The sequence below is a fragment of the Spirosoma migulaei genome, assembly GCF_054776855.1.
This window is the reverse complement of record NZ_BAAHBG010000018.1, coordinates 48,373-65,262: the sequence shown is the minus strand read 5'-3', so window position 1 is coordinate 65,262 and position 16,890 is coordinate 48,373. Positions and strand designations below refer to the sequence as shown.

Annotated in this window: 15 protein-coding genes; 8 read left to right on the top strand and 7 right to left on the bottom strand. The window is 39.4% G+C overall.

Features of this window, described 5'->3' with window-relative positions:
- Positions 1–16: 16 nt before the first annotated feature.
- Positions 17–2,449 (bottom strand): outer membrane beta-barrel protein, encoded by a 2,433-nt coding sequence (locus ACYVGO_RS20165; RefSeq protein WP_460970789.1) that lies wholly within the window; start codon positions 2,447–2,449, stop codon positions 17–19.
- A gap of 467 nt (positions 2,450–2,916) precedes the next feature.
- Between ACYVGO_RS20165 and ACYVGO_RS20160 the strand changes: the two genes are divergently transcribed.
- Together ACYVGO_RS20160 and ACYVGO_RS20155 are read left to right on the top strand one after the other, a co-directional pair.
- Complete coding sequence (locus ACYVGO_RS20160; RefSeq protein WP_460970788.1) at positions 2,917–3,327, top strand: transposase; 411 nt, start codon at positions 2,917–2,919, stop codon at positions 3,325–3,327.
- Positions 3,321–4,220, top strand: a complete 900-nt coding sequence (locus ACYVGO_RS20155) for an IS3 family transposase (RefSeq protein WP_460970787.1) — start codon at positions 3,321–3,323, stop codon at positions 4,218–4,220. Before ACYVGO_RS20160 ends, ACYVGO_RS20155 begins: the two co-directional genes overlap by 7 nt.
- Positions 4,221–4,440: 220 nt before the next feature.
- On the opposite strand, the gene ACYVGO_RS20150 is transcribed toward ACYVGO_RS20155, so the two are convergent.
- Genes ACYVGO_RS20150 through ACYVGO_RS20140 form a run of 3 tightly spaced genes read right to left on the bottom strand, consistent with a single transcriptional unit; the run spans position 4,441 to position 5,637 of the window.
- Positions 4,441–4,680: a hypothetical protein gene (locus tag ACYVGO_RS20150; RefSeq protein WP_460970786.1), complete on the bottom strand. Its 240-nt coding sequence runs from the start codon at positions 4,678–4,680 to the stop codon at positions 4,441–4,443.
- Between the two features lie 33 nt (positions 4,681–4,713).
- Positions 4,714–4,881, bottom strand: a complete 168-nt coding sequence (locus ACYVGO_RS20145; protein WP_460970785.1) for a hypothetical protein — start codon at positions 4,879–4,881, stop codon at positions 4,714–4,716.
- Between the two features lie 3 nt (positions 4,882–4,884).
- A complete protein-coding gene (locus ACYVGO_RS20140; protein WP_460970784.1) occupies positions 4,885–5,637 on the bottom strand; it encodes a Fic family protein in 753 nt (250 codons plus the stop codon).
- A 128-nt stretch (positions 5,638–5,765) separates the two neighbouring features.
- Here ACYVGO_RS20140 and ACYVGO_RS20135 point away from each other — a divergent pair, with 128 nt between their 5' ends.
- Entirely contained in the window at positions 5,766–7,163 is a 1,398-nt protein-coding gene (locus tag ACYVGO_RS20135; RefSeq protein WP_460970783.1) for a toprim domain-containing protein, read from the top strand.
- A gap of 183 nt (positions 7,164–7,346) precedes the next feature.
- On the opposite strand, the gene ACYVGO_RS20130 is transcribed toward ACYVGO_RS20135, so the two are convergent.
- The 3 genes from ACYVGO_RS20130 to ACYVGO_RS20120 form a co-directional block, all read right to left on the bottom strand.
- Positions 7,347–8,198, bottom strand: a complete 852-nt coding sequence (locus ACYVGO_RS20130; RefSeq protein ID WP_460970782.1) for a hypothetical protein — start codon at positions 8,196–8,198, stop codon at positions 7,347–7,349.
- 1 nt (position 8,199) lies between these two features.
- Positions 8,200–9,144 (bottom strand): AAA family ATPase, encoded by a 945-nt coding sequence (locus ACYVGO_RS20125; protein WP_460970781.1) that lies wholly within the window; start codon positions 9,142–9,144, stop codon positions 8,200–8,202.
- Between the two features lie 234 nt (positions 9,145–9,378).
- On the bottom strand, positions 9,379–10,761 hold the full coding sequence (locus tag ACYVGO_RS20120; RefSeq protein ID WP_460970780.1) for a replication initiation protein: 1,383 nt from the start codon (positions 10,759–10,761) through the stop codon (positions 9,379–9,381).
- Positions 10,762–11,876: 1,115 nt separating this feature from the next.
- Here ACYVGO_RS20120 and ACYVGO_RS20115 point away from each other — a divergent pair.
- The 5 genes from ACYVGO_RS20115 (at position 11,877) to ACYVGO_RS20095 (ending at position 16,888) form a co-directional block, all read left to right on the top strand.
- Positions 11,877–12,149: a hypothetical protein gene (locus tag ACYVGO_RS20115; RefSeq protein WP_460970779.1), complete on the top strand. Its 273-nt coding sequence runs from the start codon at positions 11,877–11,879 to the stop codon at positions 12,147–12,149.
- A 223-nt stretch (positions 12,150–12,372) separates the two neighbouring features.
- On the top strand, positions 12,373–15,015 hold the full coding sequence (locus ACYVGO_RS20110) for a hypothetical protein (RefSeq protein ID WP_460970778.1): 2,643 nt from the start codon (positions 12,373–12,375) through the stop codon (positions 15,013–15,015).
- Positions 14,999–15,394, top strand: a complete 396-nt coding sequence (locus ACYVGO_RS20105; RefSeq protein ID WP_460970777.1) for a hypothetical protein — start codon at positions 14,999–15,001, stop codon at positions 15,392–15,394. Before ACYVGO_RS20110 ends, ACYVGO_RS20105 begins: the two co-directional genes overlap by 17 nt.
- Before the next feature lie 5 nt (positions 15,395–15,399).
- The gene (locus tag ACYVGO_RS20100; RefSeq protein ID WP_460970776.1) at positions 15,400–15,822 is read left to right on the top strand and encodes a hypothetical protein; all 423 of its coding nucleotides are present in this window, start codon (positions 15,400–15,402) and stop codon (positions 15,820–15,822) included.
- On the top strand, positions 15,812–16,888 hold the full coding sequence (locus tag ACYVGO_RS20095) for a radical SAM/SPASM domain-containing protein (protein ID WP_460970775.1): 1,077 nt from the start codon (positions 15,812–15,814) through the stop codon (positions 16,886–16,888). The genes ACYVGO_RS20100 and ACYVGO_RS20095 overlap by 11 nt, the downstream gene beginning before the upstream one ends.
- Positions 16,889–16,890: the final 2 nt, after the last annotated feature.

Sequence of the window (16,890 nt, the reverse complement as noted above, 5' to 3'; positions counted from 1 at the left end):
AGGGAGAGATTGAGGTTTAATTACTTTGTACTCGTCCGCGTTCTTCATCAGAGCCGGTGGCCCGGTTCCTGGCAGCTTTTATAGTCTTGCTGCCGAAACTGCGTGTGTATGTCAGTCGAAATACACGCGGCTCAGTCAGAAATGTCATCGTTGTATTGATATTCAGAGCGGGAATCGTGCTGTTGTAGCGGCCAATGTTTGTCCAGAAAATGTCGCTCACCGTTAGCCGGAATGCGCCTTTATCCTTCGGCAGGAGTTTTTGCAACCCCAGTGTTACCTGTCCAAAACTCCGGCCCCGATACAGGCCAAACATAGTCGGACTGTAATAGAACCCCGTCAGTTCAGCGGTGAACTTGTTGGGCAACGTAAACGTGTGCGATGTGTTGACCTGGGCGTTCCAGAGCGTCCGGCTCACGGGGCTATCCTGATACAATGTTGTCAGGCTTTGCCACAGACCCGTCAGGTTGGTCTGACTTTTCCACCAGGGCGTTACCTGCCAGGGCAAACTGGCGGCTAAAGAGAGCGTTTGCTGGTGGTCGATGTTTTCGGCGTAATACTGAATCTGGTTCGTGACGGCATCGACGTGCGGCTGAAAACCGGCAATCACGTTCTGATCGAGGCTGTATTTGAGCGAAAAAACGTACGCATCTTTAAACGTATAACTCCCCTGCACGGCATCGGAAATGGTGGGTCGCAGCACCGGATTACCGGATGAAAAGGTGCTGAGGTCAATAAAACTCACAAAGGGCGCAATATCGTTGTAGGAAGGCCGGGTGATGCGCCGACTGTACGAGAGGTTGGCCGTATGGTTTTTCGACAGCTTCCGCGATAGAAACACACTCGGAAACAAGTTGCCATAGTCCCGGTTAAGTAGCGACTGACCATCGGGCCGATGAATATCGGTGCGGGTGTGTTCATAGCGCAGCCCTGCCTGGAGCGTAGTTTTGCTGTCTAAAGGCTGGTTCAGGCTTACATAGCCGGCCAGAATAGTCTCGGCTAATTGGTATTGCTGGGTATAGAACGAGTCAACTTTCCAGCCCTCGGCCATCAGCCTGTCCAGGTTTACGGTATTGTCCAAGCGGGTGGTAGTGGCTTTCAGGCCCGTTTCCAATCGACCTTTGGTACCGATTGGTTTGATGAAATCGGTTTTCAGCACCCAGGTCAGAATAGGCGTTTTTTTGCTGATCCGAATTTGCTCGTTCTCCTGAGTGCCGTTCGTAAAATCCTGCTTCGTGCTGTTGTAGGTATTGGGGTTGTCGTTGTGATAATACAGCCGGTCGAGGTCGATGCTCCATTCCTGTTTGTTACTGAAAACGTGCCGCAGGTTCAGGTTCAACAGCAGGTGCTGCCAGTGATTTGTTTCGGTATTGAGCAGGTTGCTCTGTTTTGATTGCGCACCATTGACAAGCGTAATGCCCACATTATCAGCATTGTCCATGAAGTAGGTATTGTCGAACCCCGACACTAATCCGTTTAGCGTCGTTTGCGTACTCAGCGAGTAATCGAACCCCAGTTTAGCGTTGTAGTTAGTCGTAATCGGAAACCGGTTCGACTCCGTGTTTGTCGCCAGTGTCTGGCCAGGCTGCTCTACCACTCGATCAAATCTCAGATTCTGCCAGGTTTGGCTACGTAAAAACGACCCGTTGCCGTAGATATTCAGTTTCTGGCTACGGTGGTTGAGGTTGAGCGTTCCCGCCGGGCGGGCATACCAGCCATAGCCAAGCGTGGCCGAGACGTTGCCATTCATGCCGAAGTCGCGGTTCTTCTTGGTAACGATGTTGATAATCCCTGCATCACCTTCGGCATCGTAGCGGGCCGGGGGCGTAGTGATAAGTTCAATTTTTTCGATGTCGTTGGCCGCCATGCCTTCCAGCATTTGTACAACAGTAGCAATGGGCAGGCGGGTCAGTTTGCCGTTCATCATCACCATCACACCACCTTTTCCGCTCATGGTCAGACTGTTATTCTGTCGGTTTACAGTAATCCCCGGCGAGCGTTCTAAGACTTCGAGTGCCGTGCCGCCAGACGCCGTGATGCTGTTCTGGACATTTACCACCAGGCGATCTACCTGCTGTTCGTACATCGGTTTTTTGGCGGCCACCGTCACCTCGCCGAGCGTTTGGGTGGATTCACGTAGGGTCATATCCGGTAAGGCCACCGCGCTGGTACCGACCAGCACGACAGCCGACCGGTTTGTTACATAGCCGACCGCCGAGGCCACTAACCGGTACTGGCCCGGCCGGACGTTATCAAACGTGTAAACACCTGTTTCCAGGCTAATTGCTCCTTTCACCAAGGTTGAATCGCGAGCGTTGAGCAGGGCCACGGTGGCAAAGGACAGAGGCTGGTTATGGAGGGTGTGGACAGAACCGGAAAGCGTAGTTTGGGCAATGCTAACGGTTGGCAGATAGGTAATGAACAGCGCAAAAAAAAGGTATAAAGTTTTCATGGAGTTGGGTGTGGATTTAGAAAGGATTAATTGTACTAGTAGATATCTGTAGGTGAGCGAACAGGAACCAGGCAGCAGCAATCAAAGCCAGGCTGACAGCGAGGATGAAGGTGGTCAGGGCGAAAGCAAGGACGGTAGTGGAAAATCGGGGCATGTCCGTAGTGGTTTGGGTGACTGACTTTGAACGGGTCAAAGGTCACCTTACCCTACTAGTCTCGCTTTCACGTTTGAGTCAAAAGCTGCTAAATTTGAGTCGATTGTCGGAGGACTACCACTAGCAACAAGTCATTATTGTTGCACTTAAATTAATTGAGTACTAATGGAGGAAAGCAAGGACAAAAATCGTTCAGGAAAACGTTACTGGGTTCGTTAAATTGAACGTGTATGTATTTGTATAGTAAGTACTTGCCTTTAGTTTAGTAGAGAGTGACTTGTCCTGGAAAATATTGACCATAAATAGCCAATTTATGGACAGGCTTGTTAAACTACGCATGAAACAGCCAGAAGGTGTCATGCGGCAAATCGTTGCCCAAATTCTGCTCGGTCAGCTGAACATTGACCAGGCCGCCGAACGATTAAAAGTTAATCGTCAGACGGTGCTGCGCTGGATGAGGAAAATTGAAGAGGAAGCCAATCAGCGTACGGCCCCAATTGATTTCGAGAAGCCACCCCCTCCACAAAGAGCAACCAAGTCCTCGAAGCCAAAGGAAAAATCACAAGTTGATGAACTACGCGCTAAAGTCCTGGCTCTCGAAGAGCAACTGGAGGAGGCTAACTTCAAGGCACTCTACTATTCAACTTTAGTTCGAATAGCCAAGCATGAGTTAGGGGTGGACATCGAAAAAAAGTCCGTTACCAAGCCATCCGGTTCATGCTGACGAATCATCCCAATATTTCGATTCGGCGGCTTGAGGATGTGCTTGGTTTTACACGACAGGGTTACTACCAATACTGGCAACGCCAAAATGAGCAGGTACCCGATGACTTAAATGTGTTGCGTCTGGTCAGGCCCATTCGTCGCCAACATCCGCGGATTGGTGGACGAAAACTCTACTATTTTTTACAGCATGAATTTTTGGAAAGGGGAATAAAACTGGGTCGGGATGCCTTTTTCGAGTTGTTGGCCAGGAATAAGATGCTGATTAGAAGGCGTCGACGAAAAATAAAGACGACCTTTTCGGGGCATCCGTTTCGTAAATATCCAAACCTGATCAAGGATTTAGTCGTAGAAAGACCTAACCAATTGTGGGTCTCGGACATCACGTATTGGTTTACTCAGGGCGGATGCTTGTATATTTCATTGGTAACCGATGCTTATTCCAAACGAATCATGGGCTACAGTGTAGCTCCAACCCTGGGGGCTATTCATTGCAAAGCGGCTTTAGAAATGGCCCTCAAGAAGATAAAGAAACGAACGGCCAAAGCCTTGATTCACCATAGTGATCGAGGCCTTCAGTATTGCAGTGCTATCTACATTGGGTTGCTGGACAACTATCATGTTCAGATTAGCATGACTGAGACGGGTGATCCTCTGGAGAACCCCATTGCGGAGCGGGTGAATGGCATTTTAAAAAATGAGTACTTGGCTCATAAAGCGGTGTACTCGTTAGCCCAGGCCGAACTGGTTTTGGAGCAAGCCGTCTTTCTTTATAACTACAAGCGACCCCACCTAAGCTGTGATATGCTGGTGCCAGACCAAGCTCACCAAGGGGAAGGGAAGCTGAAGCGAAGGTGGAAGAATTATTACCCTAAAAGACAGGGGAAGGTTTGAGTAAATAGTTAAAATAGGGTCTAGATTAGTGGTCAATAAAAAGATGGATAACCAATAAACGGTCAATGTTTTTCAGGACGGGTCAGAGCTAAAAACGTCCACGAAAACCTCCCATTGATTTCAAGCGAAAAAGGGCCGGTTAAAGCCCTATTTTCTTTTCCTTGAACGGGTGAATAAACGGTAACTACTGTTCTTTTTTTCCCCTTTCCAACTTTTTTAGCTACTGGCTTAATTGGTCTTTCCGCTCCAGGAATTCACCATATTCGAGGGCAAAGAGCCGACAATTGGACGCGTATTTCTGTCGAAGTCTGCTGAGTTGCGCACTTATTTGAAACAGGTTCTTAACGACTAGTGGCTTCTGATCATTAAGAGCATTAACCCGAACTTGTTCATCTTTCTGGGTAATAAAGAACTCGTCGCCAATGCTATCAATCAGGTAAACCACGTACGTAATCTGCATTTCATAAGCACATTGATGACATACTTCGAATCTTCAGCGGTAAGTTGCCGGTGCCCAAGCTTTTTTTAAGTAGATGGTTGCGGGTTGGCTTAAAATTAAATCATCCGTAACTTGACTGACCGGATGGTTGGCTTTATGCAGGACGATACTATAGTTCTTGGCAGCATTAATAATCTGCTCTTCAGCGGCTCCAAATGGCATGACTTAATGCGGGTCAATACATTCTTGCAGAAATCTTACTAGTTGGCTATGCATAAAACTCACAATGGGAGTTGGTGATTTCTGTCGCCAACTGGCATCTAATGAATTTAAGTATGGGATTCGGCTATCGACATGAATTAAACTTATTGGTTGTTGATGAAATTGCTGAATATAGTTCATCAGTAGCCGAGCCATCGGGCCGTTGCCTGCCCCAAAGGGATGAAGCGTTAAGAGTTGAAAGTGGGCTGTAAATGATAGGTCGTATATCTGCCGAGGTGTTCTCAACCGTGTAATGGCCGTATTAACCTCCTTTAGTAGATTATCCAATGCCCTAGGCAGTTTATGAAAATCAATCAGTACCCTCCTTCCTACCGTTTTATCATCAATCCGAAGTTCTCCTTGGCTGGTGTCATACTGACTCAATAATGAGTAAATAGGACCGCCCGTATGGTACATAAGTGTGGAGGCTAATTCCTGTAAAATGGTGCGGTTTAATGGAATGTGCTCATTTGCCATAGTCAATACTTGCTGAAGGGCATTATGATGATCAACAATCATCAACTGATCACCTAGGGACTTGTCAGTAAGTCTGATTCCTTTTTGAAGTAAATTCTGAATTTCGAGTAGTGTTAATGTTCCCCCTTCAAGACCAATTGAATGATAAGTCTGTAGAATCCCTGATACGTCGTTGGCTTTGGTAGCTGTTACTTTACTAAACTGCTCAACCAATTGAGGCAGGGTAAGGCTAGTATTCATACGGATTCATGAATAAATAGGAATGCGGAAAGATACTTGATCGATAAAGGTTTGAACTATTCATTTGCAAGGAAGGGGCTTTTCTACCTGATTTACTGTAATATTACTCTGACAAGTAACTCCTTGAAATGACAAAATTTGACGAGCTAAAGAAACGATTTCCGAACCTGATTCCCGTTCAGGAACTGCGGTCAAACGTGTCTATCGTCGAACTGGCAATTCACTATGGCTACTTGCTGAAACTGAATAAAGGGAAAGCTCGACCTGTTCTGGAGAATGCATCCTATAACGACGTAATCCTCATCAAGAACGCTCAGGATGCCAGCCAACAGGTCTATCAGCGGGTTGGCAATTTCACAGATTCCGGGACAATTATCAATTTCATTCGCAACCGATTAGCAACCGTCTTTTCTAAATTTAACCGCTCCGGCGAAGATGAATTTAAAAATATTGTAAGTGTCCTTTACGATTACTTACGTATTGATCCTGAACAAGTTGATTTAAACAGACGGGCGACCGAACAGCTAGTTGAGAGGAAGCTTAAGCCACTCTTTTCCTTAGACTTATTTGAACTTAGGCCACTAGAAAATGACAACTATTTAAAGACTCGTCATATCAGTTTAGAAACTATTAATAGCCTTGAGTTTATTAATAGAATCGCTACCCAAATCACGTATTTTGATCCTCAAAAACATCAGATAGTAGACTTTACTACCGTAAAAGACAACCCTCAGCACAAGTACATTCTGTTTTCTAATGTTGCCTTTCCCTATTACGATGGCGTATCAACGGAAGTGACTGGTTTAGAAATTCGCAATGAGAATGTGAAACTGCATGCACCGGGTAGCGATAAGACATCTAGCGTCTTTTTGTCGAATCTGCCCCCAAAAGCGGAGCAATTTTTTATTCTGGAAAGCGCCATTGATGCACTTTCCCATAAGCAGTTACGGAGTTTACACGGAGATACTAAATTTAACTCGGTGTATTTTTCTACAGGTGGCAATCTTACATCCGAGCAGGTCAACACCATAACCAAGTATATCGACACAAGCGCTAAAGCACACGCTTGGAAAATTAACCTAGCGTTTGATAATGATGCAAAAGGCTTTGCGTATGATCTGCAATTCATTCAACAATTATTGGATACTAAATTCCCGCTTCGTTCTGTATCTGTGGGAAAATATAAGATTGGCTTTGCATTGCCTACGAAGGAAACCTACAGAGCTTTCCGAGAAGATTTAATTAATCGTATTAAAGCCTATAATGAAATGATTTTGGGCCAATCGTCCATATCGCTTAACGCCAATGCAACCGAGTCAACTGATTTGTTAATTTCTATTGACCAAACCACAGATCAACTAGTGCTCAGTCTTCCCGAAGCTAATTTACCTCTCTCCTATTTCACCAAAAGCTTATTAGAGCTAAGTGGGCTTAACAAACGGATTTGTATTAACAAATCGACTACAAAAGACTTCAACCAAGATTTACAACAGGAAATTCTAACAACTTCTGATCTGGGGAATTGATGATTTCGAGTTTGCTTGAAGGCTTCACAACAGCTTACTCCCCTACTCGGATTTGAATTGATCCTTATGCAAAATAGCCCAAAGTGACAGCTTGTCACTTTGGGCTATTTGCTTTTTCTTTCAATGTGTATCAACTATAAAATTAGTTATATTATTTGATTTTACAAGCAAAGTGACAGCTTGTCACTTTGCTTGTAAAATGGCAAGTAATTCATTGGTTTTCTGTAGGATACGTTCACAAGATTTACGGGAAAGTGTTCCAGCAGCTAATTCTCGAATTGCAGTTTCCAGTTTTTTTACGCGGTCCTCTCCTACTGTTTTTTGACTTGTTTTAACTGATAAGTTCGTATCTTCAACAGTTGCATTGGACTCAACTGAATTAGATTTGGCCATCGCTTCAATAGCTGATCGAGCGATCTTTTTCTTTCCTGTTAGAATCTCCTGTTTTTGCTCAGGGTTTAGCTTGTTCAAACCTGCGGCAAAATCCCCATCCCGCTTAATGGTACGACTACTAACGCCATACTCTTTTCCTAGCGTGATAGAAACATCAACTACGGGAGTAGTTGACACTTTATTTCCACCCCTAACTGTCTTTTGTTGTAGATACCGTAAACCTCTTAGATAAGCGATTTGCTCAGTTGAAAGATTGCGTCTTCCTAACTGAAAATCGATCATGTAATCCTTGGCCTCGTCTAAGCTGGTAAATCGAAGCAGGTTAATCCGGTAATCCAATTTATGCTCCTGACTGATTCGGTACCGATTGTGCCCGTCAATAAGGACGTAAACCGGCCGGTTTTCCTCATCAAGGTGTAAAATTGTTGAGGTTGTCTCCCAAACGCTCAGCGGATCTTTTACCCCGTGTTTGAGGATATTTTGCTGAAGTTGCCTGTATTCCTCCTCAGCGAGGGGCGGAATTAAATCCCGAAGCTGGTCAAGGACCTGAATCTGGCTCTTTATATTTTCCTCGGTTGATAAAAGGGATGTCGGTAGGGTAGAGGTCTTCTCGCGCATCGAACTCATGAAGTCCTTTTTCATATCAGATGGTCATTATTTCGGTGGCAAGATGGTGATACTGCTGCCAGGAGACTGATTTGTTAGAGTAAGTGTACAAATCTTCCTTGGCAACTTGGGATTGCTTAATGACCGTCGATACCTCAATGATCGCTTCGTAAATGGGAAAGTTTCGGTAAGTATCCCGAATATGGGTCATCATGCTTTTATGAATACTCTGATTTTTATGCACCATCGTAAACACAATTCCTTTCACAGATAAAGTAGGATTAATGTATTTGCGAACCTCCGCAATTCGATTAAACAGGCTTTCTACGCCGTGGTAGGCACTGGCCTCGGGTTGAATCGGAACAACGCAATAATTCGATGCTACGAGCGAGCAGGTCGTACAAATTCCCAAGCTAGGTGGGCAATCAATAAGAATATAATCAAACTTATCTCGTTCATCTTCCAGCTTTAAGGCCAATCGGCGGTCGGCTCCAATAGAATTAGCCAATTCTGATTCTCGGTATGCCATCCGTATATCGGAAGGGGAAAGAAATAAACTAGGGGAAATCTCAACCAAAGGTAGGTCTGTTCCCGTTAGTAAGGCGTCAATAACCTGTTCATCCGGGTCATGAATACCAAAGCACTGGGACAAATTCCCCTGTGAATCCATATCAACGAGTAACACCCGGTTTCCGAGTAAACTTAAGGCCTTTCCAACGTTGATCGTTGTCGTCGTTTTACCAACGCCCCCTTTGTGATTCACAATCGAAATCACTTTAGCTTTATCAAAAAGGGCTTCTGAATAGCCATACTTTCGTACCGCTTCGTCTAAAGCAGGCAAGTGTTTGGCCGGGATGTCTTTTTGATCGGATAGGGCTTTATGCAGCGTCTTAGAGGGAATACCCGCTTCCTTTTCAATCTGAGACAGATTTAAGGCAGGTTTGGAACGCAGGAACCGAACTAGTTTGTCCTGGTTAATCATAGGGTTAAGGATAAAATTTTATCTTTTGTAAAAGTATAAAGAACTTCTTTTATCCAAAACAAAATAAAGAACTTTTCTTTCTAGGTACGTCTAATTGTTTAAATGATTGAAAAATAAGCTATTGTCTATAATAGTACCAGAATTTACATTGGAATTGCTAAGACTGATAACCCTAAGCGCTAACATCAAAACTGCCGGAATAGGAGGGAGGCCATTTGGGGGCTTGGAAACTATCTATTCTAAATCCTTAAATACTAATGGCTGAAGGCGTTCAATGGCTTGAAAAAATGGGCCGTACATAACTGGGTTTTGAATATTCTCGAAAAGGGATAGCGTATTATTATAAAATCTCCCAAACATGCCTGATTGCATATGTTGGCGAACCGGTTCGTGCCACTCGGGATGGTCAATCAGTAGTTGGCAAGCTACTTGGTGTTTCGTTTCGGTTAGCGCCTGCAATTTTGCCTCTTCAATGGCCTGTTGCCGCTGTCGGGCTTGCGCCTGTTCTTTAAGTTGTTGCTTTACCGGATCTATCTGTGTATCAGCAACATCATTGAAGGTTGGTAATGGCGTATTGATCATTTTCTGTATATAGCCCGCTACATTTTTAATTACCGTCCCTTGTCTTATTTGCTTCAACGTGTAGCTAATAGCGGTACGCACTTGATCTTCCGATGTTTTTTGAAGCCAGTTTATTACAACTTCACGACTAACAAATTGCGCAACAGAAGCATACAATTGATCAGCAAGATGCTCAGTTCCAGAGTCATTGGCTCCATTTATAACTTCTTGCTCTTCTTGAGTAATCTTTTTGGCCTCTCTACTCTTACTGACTGAGATAGTGGGTTTGGCCGCTGGAAGTAGGGGTGAGGCTTGGGTAGACATATGAAAGATAACGGCAGCAACTTTGCGGTTACTACGCTCTTCTTTCATTTCATTAATACGAATATTCGTAAATGTATTTAGGTCATTGCAAGCTCTAAGCAGTACTTTTTGCTTGAAATTTCCATAAAGCGGATATTCTTTTTCACCAATTTCAAGGACATCTCGAAGCCGCTCCACCGTATAGCGAATAGAGGTCTTTTTTAAGTTCATCTGATGGCGTAGCATCATGTACAAGCGAATAGAAAACTGACTATGCACTCCTGAGAGATTACGTACGTCAAATTCAAGGTACTCCGAGCGAAGTTGAAGCAAATACGGTTTTAATTCAGGATGAAACGTAACACGAATCGAGTCAGACTTCGTATTGCCGATTTGCGAACTAGCACTAGTTAGTAAGGGAATAACTGTACGATACCGGTTACCATCTTCCTTTGTATGATAAAGTACCATTGTTTTGTTTACCAGCCGTTCCGCTGCATCTTTTATGCTTTCGTAACTGCGCCCGTCTCGACTTAAACTGAATAATCGGATAATGTCTGCAACGCGTAATTCATACTCACAGAAGGTTACGTCATCTGGACTAATCATGGTAAGCATTGTGAAAAACACGCGGAATTCCACTACGTCCATGCGGTACGTAGCCTCTACGATACCGTTCTTACCCGCTTTCAGTCGGGCGATTGTTCGTTCACCTATATCTGAGCGTCTTCGTACTGTAGTCTCTTTCGCCATACTACTAAATATACTCAAAAACTGTATCAACTTACGCCAATATGATTGGACTACAAAAATTTTAAGTTGACTTTTAAATGCTGTTTAATCCTAACTTTTCGGGCATGCGTGTTTTAGGTTATAATTACGTGTTACCGGTTATAGTTGAGATGTGAGCACAGCAAGACTGAGTAAATTATTACACCTAGTTTTATATAAGTACAGGAAAAACTGATGGCAGAAACCAGCTTTTTTAGCTCATGAGGTATTCAAACTCATGAATATTAGCTCAAAGGGCGCTTTGGTGAATGCGAGATATAAGTTATAAATCTATGTGAATTAGGTTATGTTTAAACGAGAATCAGGTTATAGTCCTACGAGATATAAGTTATATATAAACGTGATATGAGTTATAATTAGACGTGATATAGGTTATCTTATTGAGGTTAACTATTTGACTGTCAGTGTATTGTTCGCGTCTAAAAAGAAACATTAAGAAAGTAATAAAAAGTAACACACTAAAGAACTAATGTATGTGTTATCCGAAAAGAATGCTATTATTATAACTGGATAGTGGCGATTTTACGATGAGAGTTCAGATTAATGAAACTGCGTAGTAGCTACGTGTTATAGGTTATAATTGATGTTAATTAAGATGGTTATCTAAAGCGAAATGGGCTGCTCTGACTGCCAAGTTTGACCGCCTGAGCCGCAATTTAGCTTTTGTGATGACCTTAAGAGATTCAGAAGTAGGTTTTGTAGCCTGAGATTTACCGGGTGCCAATACACCTACAGTAGGTATGATAGTTACGTTTGCTCAATACGAGGCAAATCGTACTTCTAAACGTACACGCGCTGCCCTGGCACAAAAGAAGGTACAAGGCTTTTAACAGGGAATGCCAAAGAACTTGACCTTACAAGCCATTCAAAAAGGTGAGATAATTAGGGTGACTAATGCATTAACTAATAAAGTATCATGCGAACGTTTATTCAGTACCAGAACTTTGAAGTTCCGTCGTGATTCATAGCATCCCATCAATTGGTTGATAAAACCAAAAATTTGAAAACAGTTATACTTAGGGACTATCAAAGTAGCCAAGCAAAAAAATAACCTTTTAATAATATCAAGTTATCTTATGCGTAAAATTGACTACATTATTTCAGACTCACTGCACGAGCAACTCAAAGAAGATTTTAAAAAAGAAGGTGAGAATTGCCATATTTACAGGAAAGCATTGCCATCGCTAAGAATTTTTCTAAATAAAATTCCGAACGCCCAAATGCTGCTGGGGACCAAAGGAGGTGATCTAACGGTTCAAAACGAAAGCCTGGACGCTCCTAATGAAAAGAAGGGAACAGAAGCCAATACTATTACTTTCAATCAATTAAAAGTATCTAGCCAAGCTTAGCATGATTCACTTAAAGCTAAAATGGATATAATGAGGTTATATAAGGTTGGTCAGAAAACCGTCAAGCCCTTCTTTATGAAATTTGGAGAAGACTTTCTATTGAAGAAGGAACCACGATGGGCCTTCACATTTGCACAACCTAGAACGCAAGGCCGACCTAAAAAGTGATTACGAATACGTTCATTTACATAATAACAAACAAAAAATAATAGTTTGTAGAAATATGAGTGTTACAGCAGCTATTGTATTATATGTGGGTGATAAGATATTAGCCCAAATAATAAAAGACGAAGTTTGGACAAAACGTCTACTTTTTTATCTAGTTCCAGCATTAACTTATAGAAAAAGACTAATTAAGATTATTTATGAAACTATAGAAGAATATGAAAAAACTTATACATACAAAAAAGAAAATAAAAAATATCCATTCTACCATTCTGAATATTTCTTTGAGCATATAACGTTTTTCGTCCTCTTTGATAAGGGGTCAGTCATTAAGCTGAAAAGTGAATTTAACTTACACCCTAACGTCATACCGCCAACTCAAGATGAATTAGAAACTTTTTACTCATTATTCCTCAAAAAAATTAGTGAAGATAAAATTTTAAAAAATAAATTTATAGATGAAAACTATAAAAGACAAATTTACGAAATTACAAAAACAATTAACGCATTAATAGAAATAACATCATCTATAAAAGATGATACATCAACTACTAAGGACGTAGTAGAATCCTTAGCTGCGCATACAGCGTCTAAAACCTTAACACCGGAAAAAACTCTAGAGTCATTAAGTCAACAAGTAAAAAGACAGATTAAAAAACAAATAAATTCAGGAAAATACATTAATGATACGTTCATTGAAACGGGCGAGCAAAAGGACTATTTAAGATACGCATCGGATTCTATACTTTTTTCAAAAAAATGTTTTGAAGAGATAATAGGTATGGATTTTCGTCTTTTGAATAAATTATTAAAAAAACTAGGAAAAAATGAATTTAACCTAGATTTTCATAAATATTGTGATTTTGAAAAGACAATTACCATTAGTAATTCAGCTAGGTTATTGAATGAATGGTTTAAGCACTTATCAATAAAACAGCAAGAAATTAAAGAACTTGATATTAGTTCGAATGATAAATACAAATTTGAAAATAAGTTCAGAGATAGGGTTGATTCGTTAAAATTTTTAATATCTAAAGTCATTATAATTAATGAAACAGCAGGTCAAGGGAAAACTAATTTTCTATGTGACTTTACAGAAAATTTCTTATTAACGAGGGAAATTCCTACAATATTTTTAACAGGAAACGAAATACAAGCTTCAGATTTAAGAACCTCAATATTAAAAAGAATCTTTCCTGACTCGAATAACTTTTCGTTTGCAGATTTGTTAAGTTGTTTAAAAAATATTTGCTACGACCAGAATAAATTTTTTGTAATAGTGATTGATGGGTTAAATGAGAATGTTAATAGCAGATTACTAAGTCAGAACTTAGAGATATTAATTTCTGAATTACTTGAAAACGATTTTGTAAGAATAATTATGAGTTGTAGAACAGAGTACTATGAAAAAAACTTTGTAAACTTCGAAACATCATCTTTTGCAAAAGAAATGCAAAAGATAACATCTCTTATTAGCCGTAATCCTGATAACGAATTGAAGAAAAAACTATTTGAAACATACTTTTATCATTTCAATATAGAATATAGAAGCATTAGCGACAAAGCTTATAATCAACTTGTATCTAATTTTTTATTACTTAGAATTTTTTGCGAAGTATATCAGAATGAAAAATTGGACTATATAGATAATATTTATAAAGAAGAATTATTTGAAAAATACTACATTCAAAAGAGCGAGCAAATAAATCATCATTTAAAAGAAAACGATGATTTTAAAATACAAGGAACTTTTGACATAAAAAATTTCATAACAAGTATAATAACTCGTATGATCGAAAGAAAAGAATATGTTAATATTCCCCTTGATGAAATTATTAATGATCCTAAAGATCGAGAAATGTATGTCCGCTTTTTAGACGAGAATATACTTGTTAAAAGAGACATTCAAGATAGTGAAAAAGGAATTTTTACACCTTCTGAATCTGTCAACTTTACTTTCGATGAGTTTAGAGACTTCTTAATTTCTAGATACTTAATTGAAAAGCTATATAGAGATTCTAAAGATGACTTTATAATATTCATAGAATCACAAATTAATGAAAAATCCGCTTTACTAGAGGGTTGTAGTACTTTTCTTTTCTACATATCTCGGAGAACGACAGACAAAACGCTGAATAGTATTATTTCAAATCAAAAATGGTTTGACTACGTTTTTTCTAAATGTATATTTTCCATTAAAGACTCACAAGTAACTCAGGAAGATAAGAATTTATTAAAACAAAATATTATTAACGGTACTGAATTTGGCAACTCACTAATTTTCAATTTAATAACTAGATTCAAAGAAGAATATTATAAGAATTTGAATATTAGTTTTTTGTTCAGTATCTTAAGAGAGCTTGACGAAAAACAATATCAAAATTGTTTTATAGAGAAGTTTGGAGAAGTGAATTGGCGACATTCTTCAAGAATAGATCAAACTAACTTATTAAATCAACTAGCAAAACTATTAGAGAATAAAGAATTCACCGATGAATCTGATCACCATAAACTTTTTGAATTATTAATATATATGTTCATTAATTCAAACAGGTGGGAGGTGACAGAACTATATGAAAGATATATTTTTCAAAATGGAAAAATTGGTGCAGCACAATTGACAAGAGCACTAACTAGCCGAAATTCAGAACTCGTTAAGGAGATAAATCAATTTGTCGAAGATTATGAAATTAGCCTATGATTTTTATAAGTCTTTATTACTATTAGATAGTAAATTAACAAAAGAAATCTTTTTAGATAAAGCAGGGGTAAAGGATGGTTATTCCTTACAAATGTTTTCTAAAATGTATGATAGTGTATTTTCAGAATTAATAAATGTAGAAAAGGAATATGAAACATATTATATTACAGAATATAAGAGTTTAGAGACCTTTCTTTTTAAGAAATATAATTTGAAACAGGAAGATATTAGTCTTATAATTAATGAAAAAGAAAAGTATCCCGATTGTCAGCTTTACAGGAAAGATGACAATTCATATGGTGACTATGGTCTAGTTCAATTTACATTTTCAGAAGTGATGTATGACAGAATAGTTAATATTTTGATGCTTAAAATTTAAATACGATGAAAATACGATATGATTTTGTTACCAACAGTTCTTCAACATCATTTGTAATAATTAGTGATGGTGAATTTAATTTTAAGGACTTTATTGATGCAGTGGGTATTAAAGATGACTCACAATTTCTAGATGTGTATAAAGCATTATTTAGGGCATTTAGCAAAGATTTGAAATCTGCCCGTGAATATTACAAAAGAAATTACTCAGACAGTTACTCAAGCTTCGAGGAATTCGTAGAGCATAGACTTTGGAAGAGTGGAAAAGAAATCTTACCTAAGATTTTAGATGCTGAAAGTAAGGGTAAAATTGTGTACATTGGGCAATTAAGCAGTGACAATGACGAGACAGAGAGTTTTTTCTGTACAGACGAGTTTATTATCGAAAGTGACAAGTTATATATAGACGCTCAAGAAGATGGTTGGTAAAGAAAATCATATTGTACATAAAAAGTATGACGATCAGCATTACTCTGTTTTTTTCAACAAAAAGACAGGATACTTTGTCCGAGCTGAAAATGAGGGCTTTCCTGAACCTCTATGGTCAATGCATGGTCCAGAATTATTAGATATAAGTATAACAAATTGGTGCGATAAAGGCTGTACTTTCTGTTACAGGAAATCGACTCCTAAAGGTAGTCATATGCTCCTCAATGACTACAAATCAATTATGAATCAAGCAAGAGAACTTGATGTATTCCAAGTGGCTATTGGAGGAGGAAACCCAAATCAACATCCAAATTTTGTAGATATTCTGCAAATGACTGTTGAAAATGGGATTGTGCCTTGTTACACAACAAACGGTAGAGGGTTGAATAAAGAAATACTAACAGCAACAAAGGAACTGTGTGGTTCAGTGGCTATTAGTGCATATGAACCATATACAGAATTTAGAAATTCTCTCGAACAACTATTTGAATATAATATCAAGGCAAATGTTCATTTTGTAACAGATAGTAACTCCATCGATACAGCAATAAGCTGGCTTAGAAATCCGCCTAGTTTTTTGAAAGGCATTAATTCACTTATATTTTTAAACTATAAACCGATTGGAAGAAAACCTGATTTATCATTATTACTTAAAGATAAAAATAAAATAAAGGAATTTTATAGTCTAGTAAATCAATGTGCAGGAGCTTTAAAAATAGGCTTTGATAGTTGTAGTATTTCAGGGGTTGTAAAGTATGTAAACGTTAATTCAGAATTTTATGAAGGTTGTGATGCAGGTAGGTTTTCTGCTTACATAGACGAAAATTTGAGAATGATGCCTTGTTCTTTTATGACTAATACAGATTGGTTTGGTGATCTGAAAACTACGAACATGTTAGATATTTGGCAGAATAATGTTTATTTCAAAAAATATAGAAATAATATTATCAACAACGGATGTAATTCTTGCGCTTTTCAAAAAACTTGTATGGGAGGGTGTCCCTTTATAGAAGAATTATCTCAATGTGATTGGAAAGATGAGAGACTTGGACTGTCGTTTAATTAAAA